25 protein-coding genes and 1 tRNA gene are annotated in these 26443 nt (G+C 68.5%); 8 read left to right on the top strand and 18 right to left on the bottom strand.

Features of this window, described 5'->3' with window-relative positions; translation table 11 throughout:
• Positions 1-34 precede the first annotated feature (34 nt).
• The 5 genes from ACORJG_RS12680 to cpdR form a co-directional block, all read right to left on the bottom strand.
• A complete protein-coding gene (locus ACORJG_RS12680) occupies positions 35-3424 on the bottom strand; it encodes an error-prone DNA polymerase (RefSeq protein ID WP_427789518.1) in 3390 nt (1129 codons plus the stop codon).
• Complete coding sequence (locus tag ACORJG_RS12675) at positions 3421-4971, bottom strand: Y-family DNA polymerase (RefSeq protein WP_427788399.1); 1551 nt, start codon at positions 4969-4971, stop codon at positions 3421-3423. The genes ACORJG_RS12680 and ACORJG_RS12675 overlap by 4 nt, the downstream gene beginning before the upstream one ends.
• Positions 4868-5599: an ImuA family protein gene (locus ACORJG_RS12670; protein ID WP_427789516.1), complete on the bottom strand. Its 732-nt coding sequence runs from the start codon at positions 5597-5599 to the stop codon at positions 4868-4870. The genes ACORJG_RS12675 and ACORJG_RS12670 overlap by 104 nt, the downstream gene beginning before the upstream one ends.
• 401 nt (positions 5600-6000) lie before the next feature.
• Positions 6001-6075 (bottom strand) — tRNA-Val (locus ACORJG_RS12665).
• Positions 6076-6190: 115 nt separating this feature from the next.
• The gene (gene cpdR, locus ACORJG_RS12660) at positions 6191-6547 is read right to left on the bottom strand and encodes a cell cycle two-component system response regulator CpdR (protein ID WP_427789514.1); all 357 of its coding nucleotides are present in this window, start codon (positions 6545-6547) and stop codon (positions 6191-6193) included.
• Positions 6548-6606: 59 nt separating this feature from the next.
• Between cpdR and ACORJG_RS12655 the strand changes: the two genes are divergently transcribed.
• On the top strand, positions 6607-7479 hold the full coding sequence (locus ACORJG_RS12655) for an N-formylglutamate amidohydrolase (protein ID WP_427789512.1): 873 nt from the start codon (positions 6607-6609) through the stop codon (positions 7477-7479).
• Positions 7480-7733: 254 nt separating this feature from the next.
• On the opposite strand, the gene ACORJG_RS12650 is transcribed toward ACORJG_RS12655, so the two are convergent.
• Positions 7734-8420, bottom strand: coding sequence for a DUF599 domain-containing protein (locus tag ACORJG_RS12650; protein WP_427789510.1), 687 nt, complete (start codon positions 8418-8420; stop codon positions 7734-7736).
• Positions 8421-8545: 125 nt separating this feature from the next.
• Between ACORJG_RS12650 and ppa the strand changes: the two genes are divergently transcribed.
• Positions 8546-9103 (top strand): inorganic diphosphatase, encoded by a 558-nt coding sequence (gene ppa / locus ACORJG_RS12645; protein WP_125902163.1) that lies wholly within the window; start codon positions 8546-8548, stop codon positions 9101-9103.
• A gap of 261 nt (positions 9104-9364) precedes the next feature.
• Here the strand turns inward: ppa and ACORJG_RS12640 are convergent, their stop codons facing one another.
• Together ACORJG_RS12640 and ACORJG_RS12635 are read right to left on the bottom strand one after the other, a co-directional pair.
• Positions 9365-10039 carry a bifunctional 4-hydroxy-2-oxoglutarate aldolase/2-dehydro-3-deoxy-phosphogluconate aldolase gene (locus tag ACORJG_RS12640; protein ID WP_427789507.1) on the bottom strand — a complete coding sequence of 225 codons (675 nt, stop codon included), beginning with the start codon at positions 10037-10039 and terminating at the stop codon, positions 9365-9367.
• Positions 10040-10069: 30 nt separating this feature from the next.
• Positions 10070-10909: an alpha/beta hydrolase gene (locus ACORJG_RS12635; protein ID WP_427789505.1), complete on the bottom strand. Its 840-nt coding sequence runs from the start codon at positions 10907-10909 to the stop codon at positions 10070-10072.
• A 50-nt stretch (positions 10910-10959) separates the two neighbouring features.
• On the opposite strand from ACORJG_RS12635, the gene ACORJG_RS12630 reads away from it, so the two are divergent.
• The 6 genes from ACORJG_RS12630 (at position 10960) to ACORJG_RS12605 (ending at position 16033) form a co-directional block, all read left to right on the top strand.
• The gene (locus tag ACORJG_RS12630; protein WP_427789503.1) at positions 10960-11217 is read left to right on the top strand and encodes an Lrp/AsnC ligand binding domain-containing protein; all 258 of its coding nucleotides are present in this window, start codon (positions 10960-10962) and stop codon (positions 11215-11217) included.
• 264 nt (positions 11218-11481) lie between these two features.
• A complete protein-coding gene (locus tag ACORJG_RS12625) occupies positions 11482-12666 on the top strand; it encodes an acyl-CoA dehydrogenase family protein (RefSeq protein ID WP_427789501.1) in 1185 nt (394 codons plus the stop codon).
• 4 nt (positions 12667-12670) lie between these two features.
• On the top strand, positions 12671-13789 hold the full coding sequence (locus tag ACORJG_RS12620; RefSeq protein WP_427789499.1) for an acyl-CoA dehydrogenase family protein: 1119 nt from the start codon (positions 12671-12673) through the stop codon (positions 13787-13789).
• An 88-nt stretch (positions 13790-13877) separates the two neighbouring features.
• A complete protein-coding gene (locus tag ACORJG_RS12615) occupies positions 13878-14231 on the top strand; it encodes an endonuclease domain-containing protein (protein ID WP_427789497.1) in 354 nt (117 codons plus the stop codon).
• 150 nt (positions 14232-14381) lie between these two features.
• Positions 14382-15677, top strand: a complete 1296-nt coding sequence (hmgA, locus tag ACORJG_RS12610) for a homogentisate 1,2-dioxygenase (RefSeq protein WP_427789495.1) — start codon at positions 14382-14384, stop codon at positions 15675-15677.
• Positions 15674-16033, top strand: coding sequence for a hypothetical protein (locus ACORJG_RS12605; RefSeq protein ID WP_427789493.1), 360 nt, complete (start codon positions 15674-15676; stop codon positions 16031-16033). Before hmgA ends, ACORJG_RS12605 begins: the two co-directional genes overlap by 4 nt.
• A gap of 228 nt (positions 16034-16261) precedes the next feature.
• On the opposite strand, the gene ACORJG_RS12600 is transcribed toward ACORJG_RS12605, so the two are convergent.
• From ACORJG_RS12600 to hisB, 10 genes are all read right to left on the bottom strand, one after another.
• Positions 16262-16576 carry a hypothetical protein gene (locus ACORJG_RS12600; RefSeq protein ID WP_427789492.1) on the bottom strand — a complete coding sequence of 105 codons (315 nt, stop codon included), beginning with the start codon at positions 16574-16576 and terminating at the stop codon, positions 16262-16264.
• Between the two features lie 79 nt (positions 16577-16655).
• The gene (gene glk, locus ACORJG_RS12595) at positions 16656-17624 is read right to left on the bottom strand and encodes a glucokinase (RefSeq protein ID WP_427789491.1); all 969 of its coding nucleotides are present in this window, start codon (positions 17622-17624) and stop codon (positions 16656-16658) included.
• Positions 17625-17635: 11 nt separating this feature from the next.
• Positions 17636-19525, bottom strand: a complete 1890-nt coding sequence (gene edd, locus ACORJG_RS12590; RefSeq protein ID WP_427789490.1) for a phosphogluconate dehydratase — start codon at positions 19523-19525, stop codon at positions 17636-17638.
• The gene (gene pgl, locus ACORJG_RS12585) at positions 19525-20226 is read right to left on the bottom strand and encodes a 6-phosphogluconolactonase (protein ID WP_427789488.1); all 702 of its coding nucleotides are present in this window, start codon (positions 20224-20226) and stop codon (positions 19525-19527) included. The genes edd and pgl overlap by 1 nt, the downstream gene beginning before the upstream one ends.
• 172 nt (positions 20227-20398) lie before the next feature.
• Entirely contained in the window at positions 20399-21853 is a 1455-nt protein-coding gene (gene zwf, locus ACORJG_RS12580; RefSeq protein WP_427789487.1) for a glucose-6-phosphate dehydrogenase, read from the bottom strand.
• A 41-nt stretch (positions 21854-21894) separates the two neighbouring features.
• Positions 21895-22533, bottom strand: coding sequence for a bifunctional phosphoribosyl-AMP cyclohydrolase/phosphoribosyl-ATP diphosphatase HisIE (hisIE, locus tag ACORJG_RS12575; protein ID WP_427789485.1), 639 nt, complete (start codon positions 22531-22533; stop codon positions 21895-21897).
• A 160-nt stretch (positions 22534-22693) separates the two neighbouring features.
• Positions 22694-23461, bottom strand: coding sequence for an imidazole glycerol phosphate synthase subunit HisF (gene hisF, locus ACORJG_RS12570; protein WP_427789483.1), 768 nt, complete (start codon positions 23459-23461; stop codon positions 22694-22696).
• A 28-nt stretch (positions 23462-23489) separates the two neighbouring features.
• Positions 23490-24224 carry a 1-(5-phosphoribosyl)-5-[(5-phosphoribosylamino)methylideneamino]imidazole-4-carboxamide isomerase gene (gene hisA / locus ACORJG_RS12565; RefSeq protein ID WP_427789481.1) on the bottom strand — a complete coding sequence of 245 codons (735 nt, stop codon included), beginning with the start codon at positions 24222-24224 and terminating at the stop codon, positions 23490-23492.
• On the bottom strand, positions 24221-24835 hold the full coding sequence (gene hisH / locus ACORJG_RS12560) for an imidazole glycerol phosphate synthase subunit HisH (RefSeq protein ID WP_427789479.1): 615 nt from the start codon (positions 24833-24835) through the stop codon (positions 24221-24223). The genes hisA and hisH overlap by 4 nt, the downstream gene beginning before the upstream one ends.
• 166 nt (positions 24836-25001) lie before the next feature.
• Positions 25002-26435, bottom strand: coding sequence for an imidazoleglycerol-phosphate dehydratase HisB (hisB, locus tag ACORJG_RS12555; protein WP_427789478.1), 1434 nt, complete (start codon positions 26433-26435; stop codon positions 25002-25004).
• Between the last annotated feature and the right edge of the window lie 8 nt (positions 26436-26443).

Raw genomic sequence — 26443 nt, 5'->3', positions numbered from 1 at the left:
TCTCAGCAGCCGCCTTTTTCAACGAAATCGGCGCTCAGTGGAAGTCCCGGGATCCCGGCAGGATGCGCACGTCACGCGGGTGGCGGTGCGGCGGATGGCGCGGGGGTTGCGGGTGAGCCACGATGTCGGCGCGGGCCAGTTGGATGTCGGTTTCGTGGTCATCGGATAGGCGGAACAACTCGGCGCTGCGGTCGATGACGCGGCGGGCGACGACGTGGACCACGCCCTCGGGGCTTTTCTCGACCACGCCTTCGACCTGCATCAGGCGGGCGCCCATGATCTCACGCCGGAACTGGTCCAGCATCCGCGCCCAGAGGACCACGTTGGTGATGCCGGTCTCGTCCTCCAGGGTGACGAAGACGGCGTTCCCCTTGCCAGGCCGCTGACGCACGAGGACTACGCCGGCGACCTGCACCAGTGAGCCGCCGCGCTTGGCTTCGGTCGCGGCGCAGGTCAGGACGCGGTCGGCGGTGAAGACGGGGCGCAGGATGGCCATGGGGTGGGCCTTCAGCGACAGGCGCGCGGTCTGATAGTCGGCGGCGACGTGTTCGCCTAGCGGCATCAGGGGCAGATGGACGTTGGGCTCGCTCCCCAGTTCGCGGGCCCCGCGCTCGCGCGCCTCGGCGGCGGCGAACAAGGGCAGGGGATTGTCGTCGGGCAACCGGCGCACCGCCCACAGGGCCTCGCGTCGATCCTGCCCCAGCGAGCGGAAGGCGTCCGCGTCGGCCAGCTTGCGCATGGCGGCGGCGGGCAGTTCGGCGCGACGGGCTAGGGTTTCGATATCGGCGAAGGGCGCCTCGGCCCGCGCCGCTGACAGAGCGTTCGCCCAATCCTCCCTGAAGCCGTCGATCTGGCGCAGGCCCAGACGCAGGACGGGCGTCTTCTCAGACCCCTCCAGACTGTTGTCCCAGTCGCTGTGCGAGACGTCGATCGGGCGCACCTCGACCCCGCCGACCTCCTGCGCCTCGCGCACGATCTGGGCGGGCGCATAGAAGCCCATGGGCTGGCTGTTCAGCAGGGCGCAGGCGAAGGCCGCCGGGTGGCGGTGCTTGATCCAGGACGAGACATAGACCAGGCGGGCGAAGCTGGCAGCGTGGCTTTCGGGAAAGCCGTAGGAACCGAAACCCTTGATCTGCTCGAAGCAGCGCTGGGCGAAGGCCGGGTCATAGCCGCGTTCGACCATCCGCCCGACCATGCGCGTCTCATAGGTGTGAAGGCTGCCGTCGCCACGGAAGGTGCCCATGGCCTTGCGCAGGCCGTTGGCCTCGCCGTCGCTGAACTCGGCGGCGACGATGGCCAGTTTCATCGCCTGCTCCTGAAACAGGGGCACGCCGAGGGTCTTGTGCAGCACCTGTTCCAATTCGTCGGGCGGGCCGTGATCTAGGGAGGGTGAGGAATAGACGACCTCCTCCACACCGTTGCGGCGACGCAGATAGGGGTGAACCATGTCGCCCTGGATCGGGCCGGGGCGCACGATGGCGACCTGGATGACAAGGTCGTAGAGGCAACGTGGCCTCAGCCGGGGCAGCATATTGATCTGGGCCCGACTCTCGACCTGAAAGACGCCGATGGACTGGCCTCGACACAGCATGTCGTAAACGGCCGGGTCTTCGCGCGGGAGGGTATGCAGTTCCCAATCCTCCTTCTCATGCGCGCGGATCAGGTCGAACGCCTTGCGGATGCAGGTCAGCATGCCGAGCGCCAGGACATCGACCTTCATCAGGCGCAGGGCGTCGATGTCGTCCTTGTCCCATTCGATGAAGGTGCGGTCGGGCATGGCGGCGTTGCCGATGGGAACCATCTCGTCCAGCCGGTCCTGGGTCAGAACAAAGCCCCCGACGTGCTGGCTGAGGTGGCGGGGGAAGTTCAGCAGACGGGACGCCATCTCGACCGCGCGGGCGATCATGGGGTTGGCTGCATCCAGTCCCGCCTGAACGACGTGACGATCGCCGATCTCCGTCCCCCAACTGCCCCAGTGGCTGGAGGCCAGACGAGCGGTGACGTCTTCGGTCAGGCCCAGGACCTTGCCGACCTCGCGGATGGCGCTGCGGGGGCGGAAATGGATGACGGTGGCGGCGATGCCGGCGCGATGGCGGCCGTAGCGTTCGTAGATGTGCTGGATGATTTCCTCACGCCGCTCGTGCTCGAAATCCACGTCGATGTCGGGCGGTTCGTTCCGATCCTCGGACAGGAAGCGTTCGAACAGCAGGTTGGACTCCATCGGGTCCACTGAGGTGATGCCGAGCACGTAGCAGACCGCCGAGTTTGCGGCCGAGCCGCGCCCCTGACACAGGATGCGCTTGTCGCGCGCCACGCGGACGATGTCGAAGATGGTCAGAAAATAGGGGGCGATGTCCTTGCGGGCGATAAAGGCCAGTTCCTTGTCCAGCAGGGCCTGGACCTTGTCCGGAACGCCGTCGGGATAGCGCATGGCGGCGTGACGCCCTGTAAGTTCTTTCAGCCAGGCCTGCGGCGTCCAATCGGGCGGGACGGGCTCTTCCGGGTACTGATAGCTGAGTTCGGACAGATCGAAGGTCGCGCGCGACAGGAAGGCGGTCGTCTCTCTCACCGCCTCGGGCGCGTCTTTGAACAGACGGACCATTTCATCCGCGGGTTTCAGCCAGCGTTCAGCGTTGGCCTCCAGTCGACGGCCTGCGGCTTCGATGGTCGCGCCTTCGCGGATGCAGGTCAGGACGTCCTGCAGGTCGCGGTCCTCGGGGCCGGCGTAGAGGACGTCGTTGAGCGCTAGCAGGGGAACCTCTACCCGCTCCGCCATAGCCTTGAGCCGGGCCAGCCGGCGCCGGTCGTCGCCGCGCCTGTGCAGGGCGGCGCCCAGCCAGACCGCGCCCGGCGCCGCCTCGTTCATGCGGGCCAGAACCTCTTCCAGCCCCGTCAGCCGGTCCGGCGGGACGAGGATCAGCAGCAGATCTTCCGGATCGGCCAGCAGGTCGCGCAGGCCGATCTCGCATTCGCCCTTTCTGGCCCGGCGGTTGCCCAGGGTCAGCAGGCGCGTCAGTCGGCCCCAACCCGCCCGCGTCTCCGGATAGGCGATGACGTCCGGCGTCCCGTCATTGAAGACCAGCCGCGCCCCGGTCAGCAGGCGGAAGTCCGCCGCGCGGCGCTTCACCTCTTCGGACAGGGCCGGATCGTTCAGCGGGGCCTCGATGAAGGCGATCTCTCCGGGACCGCCGCCCTCGCGCACCTTGTCCGGCGGCGCCAGGCCCTCGACCCGCAGCTCCTTCAGCGCGCTCCAGGCCCGCACGACGCCCGCCACGGTGTTGCGGTCGGCCAGCCCCAGACCGGCATGGCCGCGCAGGATCGCCGTCAGCACCAGGTCCTTGGGATGCGAGGCGCCGCGCAGGAAGGAGAAGTTACTGGCCGTCGCCAGCTCGGCGTAGTCGCCGCAAGGGTCGAGCCTCTTCATGCGAACAGACCGTGGATGAACCAGCGCGGTTCGGGCGTCTCGCCATAGAGGCCCTGGCGGAACAGCCAGAAGCGACGGCCGTCCCGGTCCTCGACCCGGTAATAGTCGCGGGTGCGCTGGTTCGGGGCGCGCCACCATTCGCCGCTGATCCGCTCGGGCCCTTCGGCGCGGGTCACCTCGTGCAGGACGCGGCGCCAGCGGAACTTCAGGGGATAGCCGTCGGGCACCTCGGCCAGGGTTTCGACCGGCTGGGGCGGGTCGAACATCTGCAGCGGCCGCAAGGGCGGGTCGTCGGGATCGAGGTCGGGCCAGGTCTCGTCGCCATGACGGACGGCGGCCGGGACCAGTCGCGCCGCACGTTCGGGAATGTGCGAGGCGAAGGGCTCGAAGCGCAGCACCGCCTCCGGCCCCAGGCGCGCGGTCAACCGGTCGATCAGGCGGCTGAAGGCTTCTTCGCCGGGCGTCTCGCGTTCCAGCCCCTGCTGGGTCGGCGCCAAAGCCTGGGTCCAGAGCACGGACATCCGCATCTGGTCGAAGCCGAATCCGGGGTCCAGCGGGGCGGCCAGGGCCGCCATCCGCTCGCGGAACAGCCGCAGGGTCGCGGGGGCGTCGCGGGTCGGACGGCCGGTGCGGACGACGATCCGGCGCGTCTCGCCGTCCACGCGATAGAAGCCGGCCTCGAAGGCGCGGCCGCCCAGGCCCGTCTGATCCAGCCGGTCCATGGTCTCGACCAGCAGATCGGACATGACCCGCTCCACGTTCTCGGGCGCGGAGATGGGCTCGAAGAAGACGCGGTCGACCACCACGGGCGCGGGCGGACGATGCGGGGTGATGCGCATGTCCTCGTCGCCCAGAACCCGCGCCAGTCGGCTCGGGAAGTCGGCGCCGAAACGGGCAGCCAGGGGCGCGCGAGGCCGGTCGTCCAGATCGCCCAGCCGCTTCAACCCGGCGCGGCGCAGGGCCTGCTCCTCCTTGTCCACCAGTTCCAGTGCGGCGACGGGCAGGTGGCGTGCAGCGGCCCGGTCCTCGCCTCCAACGAAAATTCCGCCGGGACCGAAGCGCGCCAGCGCCCGCGCGACCTGAGGTGTTCCAGCCAAGGCGCCGCGGACCTGCAGGCCGATACGGCTCGCCCGTGTCTGCACCGTCTGCATCAACTCCGCCTCACCGCCGAACAGGTGAGCGCAGCCGGTCACGTCCAGCATCAGACCATGCGGCGCATCCTCGGCGATCATCGGCGTGAAGCGGCCGAAATCTTCCAGCACCCGCGCCAACAGGGCGGCGTCGGCGTCGGGGCGATGAGCGACCGAGCGCAGGGCCGGGGTACGCGCCCGCGCATCGGCCAGGGTCAGGCCGGGCGTCAGTCCCGCTCGCGCCGCCGCCGGATCGACGGCGGCCAGCCGGAGCCCGCCCTTGACCTTCTCGACCAGGACGACGGGCGGCGCTTCAGGCGGCGCGTCTTGTGCCTGACGCCGCAGCCGGTCGCTGGGCAGCCAGGGGAACCAGACCGCCAGATAGCGGCGCGGGCGGGCGGAAGGTTCGCTGTTCACGATCCCACTCCATGATCCAGGTTCCGGTCGCCCCGCCGCCGCGCCGCCGCAGCAGGGTCGCCGAAAAAGACGGCCGCCCCGGCGCCCCGCCTTCCAGGGGTTCCGAAGCGCAGGACGCCACCGACCAGCGGGTCTCGGCCGCGCTGGGGCAGGGCAGGGCGCCCGCCCGCGCCAGGAACAGGGTCGCGCCGCCCGTCTCGGCCGCCAGCGCCAGTCGGCGGCTGGCCGTCAGGTTGAAGGCCCTGGCCTCGCCCCAGGCGCTCAACAACACGGCGCCCACGGCGGGACTGCGCAGGGCTTCTTCGCCGACGGCCAACAGGGTCTGCACGTCGCGCGTCCGCACCAGCAGCAGGTCGCGCGGCGATAACCCCATCTCATGCAGGCCCGGCCCGTGCGGCCGTCCCGCCTCCTGGGCCATCATCTCATGCAGGCCCCAGACAATGGGCCGCCCCGCCGCCACCCGCCGCGCCATGCCCAGCCCGAAGGCGTTGACCGCCACCGCGTCGGCAGGGGCGGCAGCGTAGAGGTCATGCAGAACGCCCGTGGCCAACGGCGCAAATGCGTCGTCACTTCCCGCGTGCACGCCCGCGACGACGCGACGACCGCCGGCTCGATCCAGGGCCTGCAAGCGCGTCTTCAGCGCCGCCATAGCGTCAGGTTGTGAACAAATGTTCCCTATTTGTTCTATATGCGCCCTGACCCCAGGAGGGAGTCAAGCGAGACGGCAGGCGCTGATCCTCTTTAAAATGGAATCTCAGGTTCCCGAGGCGCCGCCGTTTAAAATGATCGGACTCTTCTGAGGCAGTTTGAGGCGGTATGAGGCAGTCTGCGCTCCAACCTCAGATTGGCTTCCGGCAAGTGATTGATCTTGAACGGCTACGGCGGACAAGATTCGAACCACAAGTTGGATGGGTCTCATGACGCCACGGGGGTGATCGTAAGACGGACGGGAAAGGGCGGCCAACCAAGGAATCTGGTCAGTTTCTGGTCAGCGCCAACGGCGCAGTATCTCTAAGTCTTTGAAAGAGATGGTGGACGCGACAGGGATTGAACCTGTGACCCCTACGATGTCAACGTAGTGCTCTCCCGCTGAGCTACGCGTCCGCCTGTTCTGCGGCCCCTCGGCGGTTGAGCCGGTGGGCGGGAAGGCGGCGTCTATAACCCGCAGTTTGCGGGGGCTGCAAGGGGCTTTGACGCCTTTCTTCGACTTTTCTTTCGCTTAGGCCGCAATCATGCGTTCGACCTCGTTCACCAGGTCGCGCAGGTGGACGGGTTTGGACAGGACCTTGGCCTGGGGCGAGGCCTGGGCGGCGCTGAGGGCGACGGCGGCGAAGCCGGTGATGAACATGATGCGCAGGCCCGGCTGGCGGGCGGCGGCGACGCGGGCGACCTCTATCCCGTCGGCGCCCGGCATGACGATGTCGGTCAGCAGCAGGTCGTAGGGCCCCTGATCCAGGGCGTCGATGGCGTCGTCGCCGTTCTCGCAGGCCACGACCTCATGACCGGCCCGTTCAAGGGCGCGGGTCAGGAAGCCGCGAAGAGAGCCGTCGTCTTCGGCCAGAAGAATGCGCGCCATGATCGTATCGAAACCGTTGGAAAAGCAGGGGGACCCTAAGGGCGCGGGGTAAACCGGCGGTGAAGAGCAGGCGCGCCTTTCGCGGCGAAGCAGGCTATGGCCGGGGCATGGACGCGCCACAGCCGCCCTTCTGGATCATGCCGGCCGATGCAGGGCGGGCGACGCCGCTGGTGTTCGCCTCGCCGCATTCGGGCGATGTCTATCCGCAGGACATGGCGGCGACGGCGTCCCTGCGCGCGATCCGCAGCGCCGAGGATGCGGCGGTGGACCAGTTGGTCGACTGCGGGCCGGGGCATGGGGCGGCGTTGATCGGAGCGCGCATCGGTCGGGCCTATGTCGATCTGAACCGGGCGCCGGACGAGTGGGACGCCGCCCTGATCGCTGATGCGCCCTCGCCGCGCTCAACGGCCAAGGCGCTGGCCGGCTATGGCGTGGTGGCGCGGCTGGCGGGGGACGGCACGCCGCTTTATGGGCGCAGGCTGACGCTGGCCGAGGCGCAGGCGCGGGTGGCGCAGGTCCATGCGCCCTATCATGCGGCGCTGGGCGAGATGATGCAGGCGGCGCGGGCGCGGTTCGGGCGGGCGGTGCTGATCGACTGGCACTCCATGCCGGTGCGGGCCACCAATGGAGCAGTGGATGTGGTGCTGGGGGACCGGCACGGGACCAGCTGCGAGGCTCTGTTGACGCGGCGCCTGCGTCGACTGTTCGAGGCGCAGGGACTGACGGTCGGGCTGAACCGGCCCTATGCGGGCGGCTATGCGACCCAGCTCTGGGGGCGGCCGGATGAAGGGTTTCAGGCGGTTCAGGTGGAACTGAGCCGGGGTCTGTACTGGGATGAAGCCGCCCGGGCGCCCTCGGCGGGCTGGAAGCGGTGCCGGTCGGCCCTGCGTCGGGTGATCGAGGCCCTGTGCGAAGAGGCGCGCGCCTCCTGAAGACGGCCCCAAGGACGCGTTCGAGCAAAAAAAGAGCCGCGCCAAACGGCGCGGCTTTGGAAAGTCTATAGGGAGGAAACGCCCAGGAAGGGCAAGACGCTCGAAAGCGTCGAAAACCAAGCTAGTTTGCAGCGCACAAAAATACAAGCCTCGATTCAATCTTATACAATCACGGGGTGTTACGAAGTTTGGCGCTTGCCTTAAAAAACGCTGAAATATGGGCCTTCGGCGTTTATTTCGCACTTGCGAGATGGTCAGCCGCGTTCCAGCAGGCGCCGGGCCTGACGGATGGCGCTGGCGGCGGGCGAGGCCAACTGACGCCAGGCCAGCAGGGCGAACACCGAAACCGCGCCCAGCAGCAGCCACAGCGGCCCGAACAGCCATGCGGCGGCGGCCAGGGCGAAATAATAGCCGCGAACGCCCTGATTGAAGTTGGTCAGGGCGGGGTTCAGCACCCGCGCCACGGCCCGGCCATAGGCGACGCGATCGGCCTCCTCGTGGATTTCGGGCGCGGCGCCGATCAGGGCGACGGTGTAGTTCAACTGGCGCAGCGCCCAGATGAAGTCGAGGAAGCCGCGCGCCAGACACACCAGCACCAGCGCCAGCTTGGCCTCCATCAGGCGCGGGGCCACGGTCTCGGCGCCGACAGCGGCGAAACCGCGCATGGCCGCCTCGCCTCCGAACAGCACGCCCGCCACGGCGGCGATCAGCAGCAGATTGGTCGAGGCGAAGAAGGAGCCCGAGTTGATGGAATGGCCCAGCAGCTGGCTGTCGATCAATCGCATCTCGCGATGGGTCATGGCGCGCATCCAGGCGTCGCGCACCGACAGCATGTCCATGTTGAGCGAACCGCTGCGCCGCGCGGTCACGCGGATCAGCGGGCCATAGCCCAGCCAGGCTATGACAAAGACGAACAGGGCGATCCAATCAAACAGACTCATGCCTGATTGACGCCACGTCGGCCCTCGCAAGGCAAGCTTGATCGCCGCGACGCTTGCCGTAAAGCCGCGCAAAGCTTATCACGCGCGTCAAATCTCCCCGTTCGCACCTGCAACAAGAGCGTACCATGAACATCGACGCCATCCCGGTCGGCCCTAACGCTCCGTGGGACATCAACGTCATCATCGAGATTCCGCAGGGCGGCCTGCCGGTGAAGTATGAGATGGACAAGGAGTCGGGCGCCCTGTTCGTCGACCGCTTCCTGCACACCGCCATGTACTATCCGGGCAACTACGGCTTTGTGCCGCACACCCTGTCGGACGACGGCGACCCCTGCGACGTGATCGTGCTGAACCCGACGCCGGTGGTGCCGGGCTGCGTCATCCGCTCGCGCCCCATCGGCGTGCTGAAGATGGTCGACGAAGCCGGCGGCGATGAAAAGATCCTGGCCGTGCCGGTCGACAAGCTGAACCCCTACTACACCGAGGTTTCCAGCTACCGTCAGCTGCCCGCCATCCTGATCGAGCAGATCGAGCACTTCTTCACCCGCTACAAGGATCTGGAGAAGGGCAAGTCGGTCACGGTCAACGGCTGGGGCGACGCGGGCGAAGCCGCCGAGCTGATCGCCGCCGGCATGGCCGCCCATCAGGCCAAGCTGGCCGCCAAGGGCGAAGCCGCCGCCTGATCGGCGCTGGCGTCTGAATATGAAGAGGCCCCGCTGGCGACGGCGGGGTCTTTTTTGTGCGCTATCGCTTGCCGCGCGGCGGCTCGCTGCTTGAGCGCGACCTTCTCCCTCCCCGGGACGGGGAGGGTGGTCGGAGCGAAGCGGAGACCGGGTGGGGAGGGCCAGGCGATCCTGGCCTCGGCGTTTGAATAGCCTAGCCGCCCCCACCCGGCTTCGGCCTGACGGCCTCAGCCACCCTCCCCGGGACGGGGAGGGAGAAGGTCAGCCCATCTTCCTGAACGCCGCGATCGCGTCGACTGTCCGGCGCACCTGCGCCTCTATCCCCGCCCAGTCCTTCGCCTCGATGGCGGTCTTGGTGATCAGCTTGGATCCCATGCCCGCCGCGACGATGCCTGCGCCGAACCAGTCGCGGATGGAGGCTTCGTCCGGCTCGACCCCGCCGGTCGGCATGATCTTGGTCCACGGCATCGGTCCCAGCACTGCCCGGACGAAGTCCGCCCCGCCGACCGAGGCGCCGGGGAACAGCTTGACGATCTCGCAGCCCAGACCTTGCGCCTCGGAGATATCGCGCACCGAACCACAGCCCGGCGCATAGGCGACCATCCGCCGGTTACAGATCTGCGCCACCTCGGGAACCAGACACGGGCTGACCACGAACCGCGCGCCCGACGCCAGATAGAGGGCCGCCGTCGGCGCATCCAGGATCGAGCCGACGCCCAGCAGGATATCCGGGTCCGTCCGCGCGAATTCCTTCGACAGGGCGGTGAACGTCTCCCACGCAAAGTCGCCGCGGTTGGTGAACTCCACCGCCCGCGCGCCGCCGCGCGCGCAGGCCCGGATGACTTCGGCGCAGACCTCGACGTCGGGGTGGTAGAAGACGGGCACCACCCCTTGCGTCTCGATGGCGGTCAGCACGGCGAGGCGGTCGTGACGCATGAAAACTCCTTACAGCCTGACAGCCGAAGCCTATTCGGCGGTCGCCAGTTCCACCAGCCGCTTCACCATGGCGCTGTCGGCGTCAGCCAGAGGGTCCAGCACGGTGAAGTGGTCGGCGCCGTCCACGATCTCGACGCGGGTGTCGGCGCCCTTGCCGCCCCAGACGGCGGCCATCTCACGGCTCTGTCGCACGAACTCATTGCTCTCATCGCCGCCGACCCAGCAGTCCAGCGTCGTGCCGCCCGGCGTCGCCCCGTTCGGCGCGGGCCAGTGGATCGGCGACAGGGCGCGGGCGACCGGCGTATCCAGCCCCAGCGCCTCATTCAGCGAGGTATGGATCAGCGGCTCCAGATCGAACACGCCCGAGATCGCCAGCGCCCCGCGAGCCCGTCCTTCGGACAGCATCCCCGCCGCCATATGGCCGCCGACCGAATGGCCGAACACCAGGGGGCGCTTGCCGGTGCGGGCGCGCACGGCCTCCGTCGCCGCGCGCATCTGGCCGATGATCTTTCCGACCGCGACGCCCGGCGCCAGATCATAGCCCGGCACGGCGACGCTGATCCCGTGTTCCAGCAAGGCGGGCGCTACCCAGGCGAACCAGCCCCGGTCCAGCGCCTGCCAGTAACCGCCGTGCATGAAGACGGCGACCGGCGCGCCGGAGCCGGCGTCGAACCACTCCATCTTCTGTCGCTCGGACGGGCCGTATTCGATCGTCTCGGGCCGCCGGGCGTCGATCGCCCGCAGCGAATCCTTGCGCCAGCGGTCCAGAATGGCGGGGTGTCCCGGCACGCGGGCGCGGTTGTTATAGGCCGCCTCATAGGCCGCGGCCCGTTCGTTCTGCGTCGCCTCGGGCGACAAAGCCTTACCCATGTCGTCTCCATCCGCTAGAGACCTCCGCTTGAACGGGAGGCTTGAAGGCCATGATGACCGCCATTTTCGTCTTCATCAAATGCGAGTTGGGCTACGCCAACGATGTTGCGGCCGATCTGGTCGACAATGTCGAGAATGTGAGCGAGGTCTATTCGACTTCGGGCCAGCACGATCTGCTGGCCAAGTTCCAGCTGCCCAAGGACGCCGACATCGGCACCTTCGTGACCAAGCAGGTGCAGACGCGCCCCCACATCCGCGACACTTTCACCGTCATCACCTTTTCGCCCTTCATGCCGACGAAGAAGTAGCAGACGCACACGCCTCTCCCTCCCCGTCCGGGGAGGGTGGTCGCGCAGCGACCGGGTGGGGAGGGCCTGGTGATCCTGAGCGCCGCAATTCTTCTATCCCGCCGCAGCCATCCGCCCCTGCGCCTGAATAGCCACGCCGCCCCACCCGGCCTCGCCCTTCAGGCTCAGCCACCCTCCCCGGGACGGGGAGGGAGAAACCCTGTTCCGTTTTTAAAAAGGACCGGCTAGCGTCTCTCTCAAGCAAGAACGCGAGGGAGGACGGTCATGGCCGATCTGGAGACGTTCCGCGCTGAGACGCGCGACTGGCTGGAGGCGAACTGCCCGCCCGAATGCCGCGGCGCCGGGGCGGGCGAGGCCGATATGGTCTGGGGCGGGCGCAACGCCGTCTTCCCGACCCCTGCGCACAAGGTCTGGCTGGACCGCATGGCCGCGCGCGGCTGGACCGCGCCGGAATGGCCGCGCGAATACGGCGGCGGCGGGCTGAACCGCGAAGAAGCCAAGGTGCTGGCCGCAGAAATGCGCCGCATCAAGGCGCGGGCGCCCCTGTTCAGCTTCGGCGTCTGGATGCTGGGCCCGGCCCTGCTGGCCTTCGGGACCGAGGAACAGAAGCAGCGCTTCCTGCCGCCCATCGTGCGCGGCGAAATCCGCTGGTGTCAGGGCTATTCCGAGCCGGGCGCAGGCTCTGACCTCGCCTCCGTCCAGACCCGCGCGGTGGACCAGGGCGACCACTGGATCGTCAACGGCCAGAAGATCTGGACCTCCTACGCTGACAAGGCCGACTGGATCTTCTGCCTGGTCCGCACTGATCCCGAGGCGCCCAAGCATCTGGGCATCAGCTTCGTTCTGTTCGACATGGCGACGCCGGGCGTGACCACGCGGCCCATCACGCTCATCAGCGGCAAGTCGCCTTTCTGCGAGACCTTCTTCGACGACGTGCGTGTCGAGAAAGAAAACCTGATCGGTACGCTGAACCGCGGCTGGGACGTGGCCAAGGCCCTGCTGGCGCATGAGCGGACCATGATCGGCGCCATGGGCGACACCGGGGTCGGCCGACCGCTGGGGCAGGTCGCGGCCGACAATCTGGGGTTGGATGAAGCCGGGCGGCTGGACGAGCCGCTGCTGCGCGCCCGCATCGCCGACTATGACATCGACGCCGCCGCCTTCCGTCTGGCGATGGAGCGGGCGGGCGATCAGATGAAGGCGAAACAGGCCCACCCCGCCATCGCCTCCATGCTCAAATACTACGGCTCGGAGCTGAACAAGCGCCGCCACGAACTGGCCATGGCGGCTGGCGGATCGGACGCGCTGGAATGGGAGGGCGAGCGCTCGAACGATGGTCAGGCCGCCCGAGACTGGCTGCGCACCAAGGCCAACTCCATCGAGGGCGGCACCAGCGAAGTCCAGCTGAACATCATCGCCAAACACCTGCTGCAACTGCCGGGAGCCTGAGCCCATGCCCCTGATCCTGACCGAAGAGCAGCTTATGCTGCAGGACGCCGCCGACGGCTTCCTGAACGAACGCGCGCCCATCGCCCACCTGCGGAAACTGCGCGACAGCCGCGACCCTGACGGCGTCTCACGCGACCTGTGGCGGGCGTTCGGCGAAATGGGCTTTTCCGGCGTCGTCATCCCTGAGGAAGACGGCGGCTCGGGCCTCGGCGCCGTCGAGGCGGGCGTCATCGCCGAAAGTCTGGGACGCACCCTGACGCCCTCGCCCTTCATGGGCTCGTCCGTGCTGGCGGCGACCGTGTTGAAGGCGACGGGATCAGAGGCGCAGAAGCAATGGCTGGGCCGGATCGCGGCGGGCGAGGCCATCCTCAGCCTCGCCGTCGACGAAGGGCCCAAACACGCGCCCGCGAAGATCGCTGCGCGCGCCGAACGCTCGGGCAACGGCTTCAAGCTGAACGGCGCCAAGGGCTTCGTGTTGGACGGCCATGTCGCCGACGCCCTGATCGTCGCGGCGCAAACTGACGAAGGCCTGACCCTGTTCCTGATCGATCCGGCGACGCCGGGCGTCTCGGTCGAGCGCACCGTCATGGTCGACGCTCACAACGCCGCCCGCTTGACCTTGGCGGACGTTCAGGTCGACGCCGACGCCGTCATCGGCGCGGTGGGCGAAGGGCAGGGGCCGCTGGACGCCGCCCTGACGCTGGGCCGCGCCTGCGCCGCTTCGTCGCTGGTCGGGGCGGGGGATCAGGCGTTCAGGGTAACGTTGGACTATCTGAAAACCCGCAAGCAGTTCGGCAAACGGATCGGCGAGTTTCAGGCCCTGCAGCACCGCGCCGCCCATCTATTCACTGAGCTGGAGCTGGCCAAGGCCGCGACTTTGGCCGCGCTTCAGGCCATCGACGCGGGCCGCCCCGACGCCGAACAGGCCGCCGGAATCGCCAAGGCCAAGGCCGGTCGCGTCGCCGAACTGGCGGTGCAGGAGGCGGTCCAGATGCACGGCGGCGTCGGCATGACGGATGAGTTCGACGTCGGTCTGTTCATGAAGCGGGTCCGCGTCCTGAACGAGCTGCTCGGCGACGCCCATTTCCACGCCGAACGTCTTGCCCGCGCCCAGGGCTTTTAACTCCTTCTCCCCCTGAGGGAGAAGGTGGCCTGCGGAGCAGGTCGGATGAGGGGTGTCAGCGCGTCCTGACACGGTTAAGCTGTACTCTATGGAGAAGCCCTCCGCCAGAAACCGCGTCTTCGCCCGCCGGTCACGTCGCGCGCCGACTGATACTGAAGCCGCGGTCTGGCTGCTGCTGAAAGATCGACGGCTGCATGGCGTCAAATTCCGCAGGCAGGTTCCGATCGGACCCTATGTCGCAGATTTCGCCTGTCATGCGCATAAGCTGGTCGTCGAAGTCGATGGCGGGGTTCATCGGTTGACCGAGGCGCGCGACGCCGACCGTGACGCATGGCTGGCCGAGACTGGTTATACGGTGCTGCGCTTCGACAACTCCGCGATACTGCAGAATCCGAACCTCGTGTTCGACGCGGTGCGCCGACACGTCGAAGGTCGGCGCTAACACCCCTCATCCGTCTTGCTCCGCAAGCCACCTTCTCCCTCAAGGGGAGAAGGATGATGCCATATACCGATTGATCCAGGGCAAAGCCGTGCGGCTCAGGATGACGGCGCGGGATTCACTCGCTACACCTCCCGGTAAGGGAGAAATCACATGACGCGATCCAACGCGCCCGCCTATCAGACAGGCTTCGCCAACCACTTCGCCACTGAGGCGGTGGACCGCGCCCTGCCGGTCGGCCGCAACTCGCCGCAGCGCCCCGCGCTGGGCCTCTATGCCGAACAGTTGTCGGGCACGGCCTTCACCGCCCCGCGCGATCACAATCTGCGCAGCTGGCTCTATCGCCTGCGTCCGTCGGCCCAGCACGGGCCGTATCAGCCGTTCGCGCAAGGGAAGGTGCGCTCCGGCCCCTTCACCGAGACGCCGCCCAATCCCAACCGGATGCGCTGGGATCCGCTGCCCATGCCGGACCAGCCGACCGACTGGGTCGAGGGGCTGACGACCTATGGCGGCAACGGTTGCGCCGATTCCGGGACAGGGGTGGGCGTCCACCTCTATGTCGCCAACCGTTCGATGGTCGATCGCGTCTTCTATTCGGCTGACGGCGAGTTGCTGATCGTGCCGCAGCAGGGGGCGCAGCGCTTCGTCACCGAGATGGGTGTGATCGAGGCCGCGCCCGGCCACATCGTCGTCATCCCGCGCGGCGTCCGCTTCCGGGTCGAGGTGGACGGTGAGGTTCGCGGTTATGTCTGCGAGAACTACGGCGCGCCCTTCCGCCTGCCGGACCTCGGCCCCATCGGCTCCAACGGCCTGGCCAATCCGCGCGATTTCGAGACGCCGGTCGCCGCCTTCGAGGACGTGGATCGCCCGACGGAGTGCGTTCAGAAATACGGGGGCAAGCTGTGGGCCACCACCTTCGACCACAGCCCGCTGGACGTTGTGGCCTGGCACGGCAACTACGCCCCCTGCCGCTATGACACGGCGCGGTTCAACACCATCGGTACGGTCAGCTTCGACCACCCGGACCCGTCGATCTTCACCGTTCTGACCTCGCCGTCGGACACGCCGGGCACGGCCAACTGCGACTTCGTCATCTTCCCGCCGCGCTGGATGGTGGCCGAGGACACCTTCCGCCCGCCGTGGTTCCATCGCAACGTCATGAGCGAGTTCATGGGGCTGATCTTCGGCGAATACGACGCCAAGGCGGGCGGCTTCGCCCCCGGCGGTGCCTCGCTGCACAACCGCATGAGCGGCCACGGACCCGATCAGGCCAGCTGGGACGGCGCGACCAAGGCGGACCTCAAGCCGCACAGGATCGAGAACACCCTGGCCTTCATGTTCGAGACGCGGATGCCGATCCGCACGACGCAATGGGCCGAACAGACGCCGTTGATGCAGCTGGACTACGACGACTGCTGGACCGGCTTTGAAAAGGGCAAGGTCGGGTGAGGTTCGGGCCGTCCGCCGCGCTGGCTCTGTTCGCCCTGCTGGCGCTGGGCGCCTGCGCGCCCTCGGCCGCTGAAGCGCCCGCCGCGTCGAGCGAGGCTGCGGCCTGCGCCGCGCGTGGCGGGGTGATGCGCCCTGTCGGTCGGGCGCAGTCGGTGCGGTGCGTCGTCCGTTACGACGATGCGGGCCGGGCCTGCACCGATGCGGCCCAGTGTCAGGGCGAGTGCCTGGCCGCCTCCGGCGCTGAACCCGATCAGGCGGGCGTCGTGCACGGCGTCTGCTCGGCGGACAGCAACCGCTTCGGCTGTCGCACCGTCATTCGCGACGGCAAGGCGCGCCCGACGATCTGCGTTGATTGAGGTCCCCATACTTCGCTCACCCCGCTCATCCCGGCGGACGCCGGGACCCAGCGCTTTGGCTTCAGAGCGTGCGGTCTAGCGGTCAGGCTTTGGTCTGGCTTCCTCGCTGGGTCCCGGCGTCCGCCGGGATGAGCGGGAGAACGAGGGGCTCAGTCTGAACGACAATCATGAAAAAGGCCCCCGTCGCGTTCGCGGCGGGGACCCTTCTGTCGGTCAGGATGCGCCGCCTTAGTTGGCCTTGGGCGCGTCCTTTGCGGCGTCCTTGATGGCGTCCGCGCGCTCGCCCGCAGCCTTCTGGGCGTTGTCGGCTTCGTTCTTCAGGGCCTCAGCCTGATGTTCGGCGTCGGCCTTGACGGCGTCGGCCTGAGCCTGAGCCTGGGCGACGGTGGCGTCAGCCTGGGCGTTCAGCTGGTCGGCGGCGGCGTCGCCCTGGGCTTCGACCGCATCAGCGCGGCTGTCTGCGGCCTTTTCGGTCGGGCTCTGGCAGGCGGCGAGGCCGGCGACAGCGAACAGGGCGGCGGCGGTAAGGGCGATCTTCTTCATGGGAAGTCCTTTTCCAAGTGCATCTGAGGCTCGAATAACGCCGCGCTTCACTTAGGGTTCACGTCGCCGTGAACTTTTTTCACACTTTTGCCGCGAACGCCGCCCGCGCTGCACCCAGTAAGGCTGCCTGTTTGTGCAGGATCACGCGTGTTGGAATGGCGGCCATATAGTCCCGGAACCGCCCCTTGTTCTCGAACCTGTCCCTGAAGGGGCTGGCCTGAATGAAGGGCAGGATGCGCGGGACGATGCCGCCCGCCACATAGACCCCGCCGCGCGCCCCGGCGGTCAGTGCGATGTCGCCCGCCACGGCCCCCAGCATGGCGCAGAAGCGGTTCAGGGTGATGGCGCACGCGCTGTTAGCATCGGCCATCGCACCCGCCGTGATCTGCGCCGGATCGTCTATGGCGGACTCTCGTCCGTCCATCTCGGCCAGCGCCTGATGCAGGTTCACCAGCCCCGGTCCGCAGATCAGCCGCTCGATCGACACGCGGCCAAACCGGCGGCGCAGGATGCGCAGCACCTCGTCCTCAATCTCGTCTCCGGGAGCGAAACAGGCGTGGCCGCCCTCTCCGGGCAGGGCCATTTCGCGTCCCTGAGCATCGCGCGCCAGGATCGAAACGCCGAACCCCGTCCCCGGCCCGACCAGCGCGATGGCGGCGTGCGGATCGCCTGCGTCCGGCCCGCCCAGCGAGGCCAGATCATCCCCCGTCAGCCCCGGCGCGCCCCAGGCAAGGGCCTCAAAGTCGTTGATCAGCCGCACCGGGTTCAGGCCCAGCGTCTGAAGCTCGCCCTCCGACACCCGCCAGGGCGAGTTGGTCAGGTCGATGGCGCCGTCCGTGACCGGTCCGGCCACGGCGATGACGCCGCCGGTCGGCCTGACCGGACAGCCGTCCAGATAGGCCTGAACCCCTTCCAGAAACGTCGGGTGGGCCTCGGCCGGAAAGCGCTGGAAATGCTCCAGCACCGGGCGGCCGTCGACCTCGCGGGCCAGGGCGAAACGGGCGTTGGTGCCGCCCACGTCGCCGACCAGAAACAGGGGCTGTGTCATCGGCGCCTCCTTCAGGCGTCCACGGCGCGGTCGACAAGGTTCGGATCGGGCGGGCCGTCGTCCTCGCCGCCTGATCCGACGGGCAGGGCGAAACAGACGCTGGCGCCGTCCTCGGCCGCCCCGACCATGTGGCGGAAGGCGCCGAACAGTTCGCGGCCATAGCCCCATGACGAACCCTCGGCATGGGCGCGCGATCGCACCGCCGCCGGACGCGCGCTCAGGTCGCCGACGCCCACGGTGGTCAGCACCCCCGCCTCGGGGTCCAGCCGGATCAGGTCGCCGTCGCGCACATGGGCCAGCGGCCCGCCCGCCAGCGCCTCGGGGCTGACGTGGATGGCGGCGGGCGTCTTGCCGCTGGCGCCCGACATCCGGCCGTCGGTGACGAAGGCGACCCTGAAGCCCTTGTCCTGCAGCACGCCGAGCGCCGGGGACAGGCTATGCAGTTCCGGCATCCCGTTGGCGCGCGGCCCCTGAAAGCGCAGCACCACCACCACGTCGCGGTTCAGCTTGCCGTCCTTGAAGGCCTGAAGCGCGTCCTCCTGCGTCTCGAACACGGCGGCGGGGGCCTCGACGATGCGGTTCTCGGGCTTGACCGCCGAGATCTTGATCACCGCCCGGCCGAGGTCGCCCTGCACCAGCCGCAGCCCGCCCTCGCGGTCGAACGGGTCAGAGGCGGGGCGCAGGATGGTCAGGTCCAGACTCTCCTTCACCGTGTCGCGCCAGACGAGCGCGCCGTCCTCCAACCTCGGTTCGCGGAAATAAGGCTCCAGACCCTGACCCATGATGGTCGTCACATCGGGGTGCAGATGGCCCGCCTCGACCAGTTCGCGGGTGACGAAGGCCACCCCGCCCGCCACCTGAAAGGCGTTCACATCGGCCGACCCGTTCGGATAGACCCGCGCCAGCAGCGGCGTGACCGAGGACAACTGGTCCATGTCGGTCCAGTCGATCAGCACGCCAGCCGCCCGCGCCATGGCGACCAGATGGATGGCGTGGTTGGTCGATCCGCCGGTGGCCAGCAGGGCCACGATCATGTTGACGATGGTCTTTTCCGACACGACGTCGGCCATGCGACCTTTGCCTTCGCGCGCCAGCTCGATCGCCCGCTGGGCCGCCGCCGCCGTCAGGGTGTCGCGCAGCCCAGTATCCGGGTGAACGAAGGCGGTGGACGGCATATGCAGTCCGGCGATCTCCATCATCATCTGATTGGAGTTGGCCGTGCCGTAGAAGGTGCAGGTGCCGGGCGAATGATAGGAGGCGATCTCGCTTTTCAGCAGCTCGGCGCGATCGATCAACCCTTGCGCATATTCAGCGCGCACCCGGGCCTTCTCGGCATTGGGGATGCCGCTGGGCATCGGCCCGGCCGGGGCGAAGACGACGGGCAGATGGCCGAACGCCAGCGCCCCCATGAACAGGCCCGGCACGATCTTGTCGCACACCCCCAGCATCAGGGCGGCGTCGAAGGCGTCGTGGCTCAGGGCCACCCCCGTCGACATGGCGATGACGTCGCGGCTGAACAGGCTCAGCTCCATGCCGGGACGCCCCTGGGTGACGCCGTCGCACATGGCCGGGGTTCCGCCCGCCACCTGCGCCGTGGCGCCGACCTCGCGCGCAGCCTTGCGGATGATGTCGGGGAAGCGCTCGAACGGCTGATGCGCCGACAGCATGTCGTTATAGGCGGTGACGACGCCGAGGTTGGGCTGGGCGCCGGTCATGGCCGTCAGCTTGTCCGCCACCGTCTGTCCGGCGAAGGCGTGGGCCCAGTTGGCGCAGGACAGTTTGGCCCGGCCGGACCCCGATCCGGTCGCCGCGTCCATGCGGCGCAGATAGTCGGCGCGGGTCTTGCGGCTGCGTTCGACGATGCGGGCGGTGACTTCCGCCACCACAGGATTGAGCGCCATCAGTCGGCCTCCGTCCAGAACACTTCAAGGGGGGCGTTCGCCGCGATCAGGGCGGCGATGGGGCTTACGGCGGGGTCGCCCGCCGCCTCACGCTCGAACACGGCGTGCTTCTTGGCGCCCGTCAGGGCCAGCACCACACATCGAGCCCCAGCCAGCCACGGCAGATTGAGCGTCAGCCGCTCCTGCGGCGGCGCCACGCCGTCGCGCCCGGCGGGCACGCCATAGACGGCGGGTTTCAGGCCGGGCGTCAGCAGGGTGGTCAGCGTCGGACTGCCGGGAAACATGGAGCAGATATGCCCGTCCTCGCCCATGCCCAGCAGGACGGCGTCCAGCGCCCGCCCCTCGGCGGCCAGCGCCTGCGACGCGAGAGCGGCCGCCCGATCCACCGTCACGGCAGGGCTGTAGAGGGGGATGAACCGCGCGGCGGCGGCAGGGCCGGTCAACAGGTCGTGCTTCAACAGGGCCGCGTTCGAGTCTGGCGAAGCCTCGGGCACATAACGCTCGTCCACCAGCGTCGCCGTGACGCTGGCCCAGTCGAGATCGGCCTGCGCCAACCGCGCATAGATGGGCGAGGGCGTCGACCCGCCCGACCCGGCGAACAGGGCGCGGCCGTCGGCGGCCAGCGCCTCCGCCAGCGCCGCGGCCAGCCGATCCGCGGCGGCCTCGGTCCATGCCTCGCGGGTGGGAAAGCTCTGGATCATGCCGACACCTTCCTTCTCCCCTCGGGGGAGAAGGTGGGCCGCAGCGCGGCTCGGATGAGGGGGACGTTAGCACCACCCTCCGCCGTCCTGCGTGATGACACAGCCCCCTCATCCGTCCTGCTTCGCAGGCCACCTTCTCCCCCGAGGGGAGAAGAAAGGGCGTTGGCGTTTCTCATCTCACGTTCCACTTCCGGCCCGTGCGCGACAGCAGCACGTCCGCCGCCTCCGGTCCCCAGCTTCCCGCCGCATAATCCAGCGGCCGACACTCGCGACACGCCCAGGCGTCGGCCACCTCATCGACCCATTTCCAGGCCTGCTCGGCCTCGTCACGGCGCACGAACAGGGTGGAGTCGTCATGCAGGGCGTCCAGCAGCAGCCGCTCATAAGCGACGCGGCGGCGGGGCGGGGCGCCGTCCTTGCCGTCTTGGCCCCACGACAGGCTCATTCGGATCGGTTGAAGCTGCATCCGCTGCTCCAGCCCCGGCTTCTTGGTCATCACCGACAGGGCGATGTCCTCGTCCGGCTGAAGTTCGATCACCAGCCGGTTGTCATAGATGTCGCCTCGCTCGCCGTGGCCGAAGATGGAGTGGGGCACCGGCTTGAACTGGATGACGATCTCGGTGCGCTTTTCGGCCAGCCGCTTGCCGGTCCGCATGAAGAAGGGCACCCCCGCCCAGCGCCAGTTGTCGATATCGGCGCGTATGGCGACGAAGGTTTCGATGTCCGACGGCTGACCGCGCTCGGTCCGGTAGCTCTCGACCGGGCGTCCCTCGACCTCTCCGGCCGTATACTGGCCACGCACGGTGACGCGCTCGGCGTCCTCAGCCATGACGGGGCGAAGCGAACGCAGCACCTTCACCTTCTCATTGCGCACCGAGTCGGGGTCCAGATCGCTGGGCGGCTCCATCGCCACCAGGCACAGCAGCTGCAGCATATGGTTCTGCACCATGTCGCGCAGGGCACCGTATTCGTCGTAATAGGGCCAGCGGTCGCCGACGCCGACCGTCTCGCCGACCGTGATCTGCACATGGTCGATGGTCAGGCTGTTCCACAGCGGCTCGAAGATGGCGTTGCCGAAGCGCAGGGCGATCAGGTTCTGCACCGTCTCCTTGCCGAGATAGTGGTCGATGCGGAACACCTGCCGTTCGTCAAAGGCGTCAGCCACCGCATCGTCGATTTCTCGGAAGCTTTCCAGATCGCGACCGACCGGCTTTTCCAGCACGATGCGGTCGTCCGGCCCGGCCAAACCGGCGGCCTTCATCGCCGTGACGATGCGGCCGTACAGCGACGGCGACACCGCCAGAAAGGCCGTGATCGCACCCGCGCCACAGCGCGCCTTCAGAGGCTTCAGATTTTCGGCGTCGGTGGCGTCGACGGCCATGTAGTCCAGCCGCCCGGTCAGACGCCGCCAGCTGTCTTCGCTCCAGGCGTCGTCGGCTTCGGCGCGGGGCTGAACCGCCGCGCGCACCCGATCCAGATAGGCCTCGGTCGTCTCTTCAGTGCGGGCGGCGGCGATGATCTTCAGCCCGTCCGGCAGCAGGCCGTCGTGATCCAGGAAATACAGCGACGGCAGAAGCATCCGCAGGGCGAGGTCGCCCCCGCCTCCGAACAGTATCAGCGCCGCCATTCAGGTCTCCTTCGTCCGAGGTCGACCCGCATGGCGGGCCGTCAGCCTTTGCCGTCGGCCTTTATCGTGGCCGGTTCCGCCCTCCGGGCCAAGACGTCCAGCACGTCCTGAAACACCATGTCACGCGCATGCAGAAGCACCAGCAGGTGATAGATCAAATCCGCCGCCTCGCTGGCGAGTTCCGCATTATCTCCCGCCGCCCCGGCCAGAGCCGTCTCGACGCCCTCTTCGCCGACCTTTTGCGCGGCGCGTTTGGGGCCTTGCGCGATCAGGCGCGCGGTCCAGCTGTCGTTGGGATCGGCTTGCGCCCGGACATGGATGGTGCGCTCCAGCCGCCCGATGCGGCCCAGTCCCGGCGCATCCTCGTCGCCGAAACAGCTGATGCGGTTCAGGTGGCAGGCGTTGCCGATCGGGCGCACCTTCACCACCACGGCGTCGCCGTCGCAGTCGGGCGTCACCGAGACGACGTTGAGGCAATTCCCTGACGTTTCGCCCTTGCGCCACCGCCCCCCGCGCGAGCGCGAGAAGAAGGTGGCCTGGCCGCTGTCCAGCGTTTCGCGCAGCGCCGCCTCGTCCATATAGGCCAGCGTCAGCACCTGCAGGGTGTCGGCGTTCTGCACCACGGCCGGGATCAGGCCGCCGCCCTTGGCGAAGTCGATCCGGGAAATGTCGAGGCTCATCTTCCTTCTCCCCTCGTGGGAGAAGGTGGGCGCCGGAGGCGCTCGGATGAGGGGGCTGTGTCCGCAGGCGAGACGGTGGAGGGCGAAGCTGACGTCCCCCTCATCCGTCTCGCTGCGCGAGCCGCCTTCTCCCACGAGGGGAGAAGGAATCCGATGGTCGTCATATTCTCACCTCCACGCCCTGCTCATCCAGATAACGCTTCAACTCCGGCACTGTGATCGCGCCCGAGTGAAACACGCTGGCCGCCAGCGCGCCCGATACGTCCGCCTCCACGAACACCTCGCGGAAATGCTCCACCGCGCCCGCTCCGCCGGACGCCACCAGCGGAATGGTCAGCCGCCGCCTCGCCTCGGCCAGCTGCGCCACGTCATACCCTTTGCGCACCCCGTCCTGATCGATGCAGTTCAGCACGATCTCGCCCGCGCCCAGTTCTTGCGCCTCGACGATCCACTCCATCGTCAGCCGCCCGGCGCCACGGCGTGCGTTCGGGTCGCCGGTGTATTGATGCACCCGCCATTCGCCGTCCTGAAAGGCGCTGTCGACGCCGACGACGACGCACTGGCGCCCCAGCCGCGCGGCCATCTCGCCGATCAGTTCGGGCCGCTCCAGCGCGGGCGAGTTGATCGACACCTTGTCTGCGCCGTGATCGAGGCAGCGCGCCGCCTGTTCCACCGTGCGGATGCCGCCCGCCACGCAGAAGGGAATGTCCAGCAGACGGGCGATGTCCTGCACCCAGCCATAGTCCAGCGTCCGCCTTTCCGGGCTGGCGGTGATGTCGTAGAAGACCAGTTCGTCGGCGCCTTGGTCGCAATAGCGCGCGGCCAGTTCAGCGGCGTCGCCCATGTCGACGTGCCCCTCGAACCGCACGCCCTTGACCACCCGGCCGTCCTTGACGTCGAGGCAGGGGATGATGCGCCGGGCGGTCATCGGACCGCCCCCATGCAGAAATGGGCGGTCATTGAGCTGCCGCCTTCAGCGCCTCGGCCACGGTGAAGCGGCCCTCATAGATGGCCCGTCCGACGATGGCGCCGTCGCAGCCGATGGCGCGCGCGGCGGTCAGATCATCCAGCGTCGCCACCCCGCCTGACGCCTGTATCTTCAGCTCCGGCCGCCGCGCCCGCGCCTCGCCCAGCAGGTCGAGGTTCGGCCCCGTCAGGGCGCCGTCGCGGCCTACATCGGTCATCAGCACATGCGTCAGCAATTCTGACGGATAGCGCTCCAGCACGCTCCACAGATCGACGCCCGCCGACTGGGTCCAGCCCTTGAGCGCAGGGACCGGAACCCCGTCCTCATATTTGACATCCAGCGCCAGGGTGATGCGCTCGGACCCGAAACGATCCAGCCAGGCCAGCACCTCGTCCGACTTCGTCACGGCCAGCGATCCGACCACGACGCGGCTGACGCCCGCCGCCAGCAGACGCTCGACATCGTCTTCAGAGCGCACGCCGCCGCCCGACTGGATCTTCACCGCGACGCTGGCCGCCAGTTCTCCGATCAGGCCGTGCTGCATGGCGCGTCCGGCCTCGGCGCCGTCCAGATCGACCACGTGGATCCACTGGGCGCCCTCTGCCGCGAAGGCCGCCAGTCGCGCGGGCGGCGCGTCGTCATAACGTGTCACCTGATCGAACCGCCCGTGCATCAGCCGCACGCAGACGCCGTCCTTCAGATCGATGGCGGGATAGACGATCACGCGGGCAACTCCAGAAAGTTCTTCAGAATACGCGCGCCGGGCGCGGCCGAGCGTTCCGGGTGGAACTGGCAGCCCCAGCGGTTGGCGCTGTTGACCACCGCAGGCACGGGCGCGCCGTAATCGGCGGCGGCGAGGGTCGCCGGGCCGTCGGGACAGACATATCCGTGAACGAAGTAGGCCCAGTCGCCGGACTGGACGCCGTCCAGCAGCGGGTCCTCGCGACGGATCGTCAGACGGCTCCACCCCATGTGCGGCGAAGGGCGCGACGGGGCGGGCAGGATGGCCTCGACCCGGCCGGGGATCAGACCCAGCAGGTCGGCGCCCCCATTCTCAGCATCGTCATCTTCCGCACTGGTCTCGAACAGCAACTGCTGGCCCAGACAGACGCCCAGCAAGGGGCGCGAGAAGCGCCGCAGCGGCTCGACCAGACCCAGCGCTTTCAGCCGCTGCATGGCGTAACCGGCCGCGCCGACGCCGGGCAGAATGATCCGCTCGGCCTCGGTCACATCAGCGGGATCGTCGGTGATCCGCACCCGCGCGCCCAGCCGCTCCAAAGCGAACCGCACCGAGGCCACATTGCCTGAGCCGTAGCCGATCAGGGTGACGTTCATCGCCCTTCTCCCCTCGTGGGAGAAGGTGGCTCGCGCAGCGAGACGGATGAGGGGGCGGCTCCCGCGCATGAGGCGGCGGAGGGCGAAGTCAGCACACCCCTCATCCGAGCGCCTCCGGCGCCCACCTTCTCCCTCAAGGGGAGAAGGGAAACAGCGGCGGGCGCCATCACAGCACGCCCTTGGTGCTGGGCACCACATCGCCCTCGACGCGGATGGCCTGACGCAGGGCGCGGCCCAGCGCCTTGAACACGGCCTCGGTCTTGTGGTGGTCGTCGTCGCCGGTGACGCGGACGTGGACCGCCGCCCCCAGATTTTCAGCCAGCGATCGCACGACGTGCGCCGTCAGATCGGTGCGGTAATCGCCCAGCATCGGCGTGGCGAACGTCCCCTCGAACACCGGATAGGGCCGCCCCGACAGGTCGATGGAGACGGACGCTTCCGCCTCGTCCATCGGCAGGACGAAGCCGTAGCGGCCGATGCCGCGCCGCTCGCCCAGCGCCTGTTTCAACGCCTGACCCAGAGCAATGGCGCAATCCTCGATCGTGTGGTGCGGGTCGATGTGCAGGTCGCCTTCGCACGCCAGACGGATCGAGAACCCGCCATGCGCCGCCACCTGTTCGATCATGTGGTCGAAGAAGCCGACGCCGGTTTCGATCTTCACCGGCCCGGCGCTGTCCAGATCGACGGTGCAGACGATGCGCGTTTCCCTGGTGTCGCGGATGGCCTGACCGATGCGGTTGCGGCGCGCGCCGGGGCTGGCGGCGCCCAGGGCGGTCAGCAGGCGATCATTGACCTCGGGCTTCAGCGAGACGGGCAGGCGCAGCCGCTCGCCCGCCGGATCGGCGCTCAGGCCATAGCGGCGCAGAGCCTCCACGGCTCCCGCCGGGTCCGAGGGCTTGGCGATGATGACCGGCCCGACTCCGGCCTCCAGCGCCATGATGCGCGACAGGGCCTCGGCGACGCGGGCGCGTTCGCGGCGCAGGCCGCTGATGCGTTCGGCCGTCTCCATCATCCGCGACGGATCCAGCGCCTGCATCGCCAGTCGCACCGAAACCTCGGGCAGGGCGTAGGGCTCCAGCACGCCGGTCAGCCGCGCCAGCGTCTGCGCCTGCGCGACCGCCGCCCCGACCCGCGCCCCGGCCAGCCCATAGGCCAGCGACAGGCTGCGCAGCACGATCAGATTGGCGTGGTCCTTCACCACGGCGGCGGCCGAGGGCGCTTCGGCGAACTCGACCAGCCCCTCGTCCACGACCAGCAGGGCGGGGGCGACGCGCTCGGCCATCTCGGCCACGGCCTCGGGCGAGCCGAGGGCGCGGATGATTACAGCGGCTGTATCGGCGTCGTCGGCCGGGCGGGCGTAGAGGGCGGCCAGTCCCTGATAGGGCTCTGCGTCCGGCGCCTGAACCTTCAGCCCGTCGCGCGCGGCCAGACGCCAGACCAGCTCCAGCCCGTGCGTCAGCCCGCGCGTCGGCAGCACCTGATCGGCGACGACGCCGTAGAGGGCGGCCATGCGGGCTGCCAGCGCGGCAGGCTCGGCCGGATAACGCTCCAGACCGTCGCCGCCCGACACCAGCGGCGGATAGGGGGCGGGCAGCGTCATGAGCCTTC

Source organism: Brevundimonas diminuta (assembly GCF_050310045.1).
In the GTDB taxonomy this organism is placed as follows: Bacteria; Pseudomonadota; Alphaproteobacteria; order Caulobacterales; family Caulobacteraceae; genus Brevundimonas; species Brevundimonas diminuta_F.
The sequence above is the reverse complement of the archived record's forward strand: the minus strand, read 5'-3'. Positions and strand labels throughout refer to the sequence as shown.

Coding starts and splice junctions, on each gene's coding strand:
- ACORJG_RS12680 (WP_427789518.1), bottom strand. CDS start 3,424: ATGAAGAGGCTCGACCCTTGCGGCGACTACGCCGAGCTGGCGACGGCC.
- cpdR (WP_427789514.1), bottom strand. CDS start 6,547: ATGGCGCGCATTCTTCTGGCCGAAGACGACGGCTCTCTTCGCGGCTTC.
- ACORJG_RS12650 (WP_427789510.1), bottom strand. CDS start 8,420: ATGAGTCTGTTTGATTGGATCGCCCTGTTCGTCTTTGTCATAGCCTGG.
- ppa (WP_125902163.1), top strand. CDS start 8,546: ATGAACATCGACGCCATCCCGGTCGGCCCTAACGCTCCGTGGGACATC.
- ACORJG_RS12640 (WP_427789507.1), bottom strand. CDS start 10,039: ATGCGTCACGACCGCCTCGCCGTGCTGACCGCCATCGAGACGCAAGGG.
- ACORJG_RS12635 (WP_427789505.1), bottom strand. CDS start 10,909: ATGGGTAAGGCTTTGTCGCCCGAGGCGACGCAGAACGAACGGGCCGCG.
- ACORJG_RS12630 (WP_427789503.1), top strand. CDS start 10,960: ATGATGACCGCCATTTTCGTCTTCATCAAATGCGAGTTGGGCTACGCC.
- ACORJG_RS12625 (WP_427789501.1), top strand. CDS start 11,482: ATGGCCGATCTGGAGACGTTCCGCGCTGAGACGCGCGACTGGCTGGAG.
- ACORJG_RS12620 (WP_427789499.1), top strand. CDS start 12,671: ATGCCCCTGATCCTGACCGAAGAGCAGCTTATGCTGCAGGACGCCGCC.
- ACORJG_RS12615 (WP_427789497.1), top strand. CDS start 13,878: ATGGAGAAGCCCTCCGCCAGAAACCGCGTCTTCGCCCGCCGGTCACGT.
- hmgA (WP_427789495.1), top strand. CDS start 14,382: ATGACGCGATCCAACGCGCCCGCCTATCAGACAGGCTTCGCCAACCAC.
- ACORJG_RS12600 (WP_427789492.1), bottom strand. CDS start 16,576: ATGAAGAAGATCGCCCTTACCGCCGCCGCCCTGTTCGCTGTCGCCGGC.
- glk (WP_427789491.1), bottom strand. CDS start 17,624: ATGACACAGCCCCTGTTTCTGGTCGGCGACGTGGGCGGCACCAACGCC.
- edd (WP_427789490.1), bottom strand. CDS start 19,525: ATGGCGCTCAATCCTGTGGTGGCGGAAGTCACCGCCCGCATCGTCGAA.
- pgl (WP_427789488.1), bottom strand. CDS start 20,226: ATGATCCAGAGCTTTCCCACCCGCGAGGCATGGACCGAGGCCGCCGCG.
- zwf (WP_427789487.1), bottom strand. CDS start 21,853: ATGGCGGCGCTGATACTGTTCGGAGGCGGGGGCGACCTCGCCCTGCGG.
- hisIE (WP_427789485.1), bottom strand. CDS start 22,533: ATGAGCCTCGACATTTCCCGGATCGACTTCGCCAAGGGCGGCGGCCTG.
- hisF (WP_427789483.1), bottom strand. CDS start 23,461: ATGACCGCCCGGCGCATCATCCCCTGCCTCGACGTCAAGGACGGCCGG.
- hisH (WP_427789479.1), bottom strand. CDS start 24,835: ATGAACGTCACCCTGATCGGCTACGGCTCAGGCAATGTGGCCTCGGTG.
- hisB (WP_427789478.1), bottom strand. CDS start 26,435: ATGACGCTGCCCGCCCCCTATCCGCCGCTGGTGTCGGGCGGCGACGGT.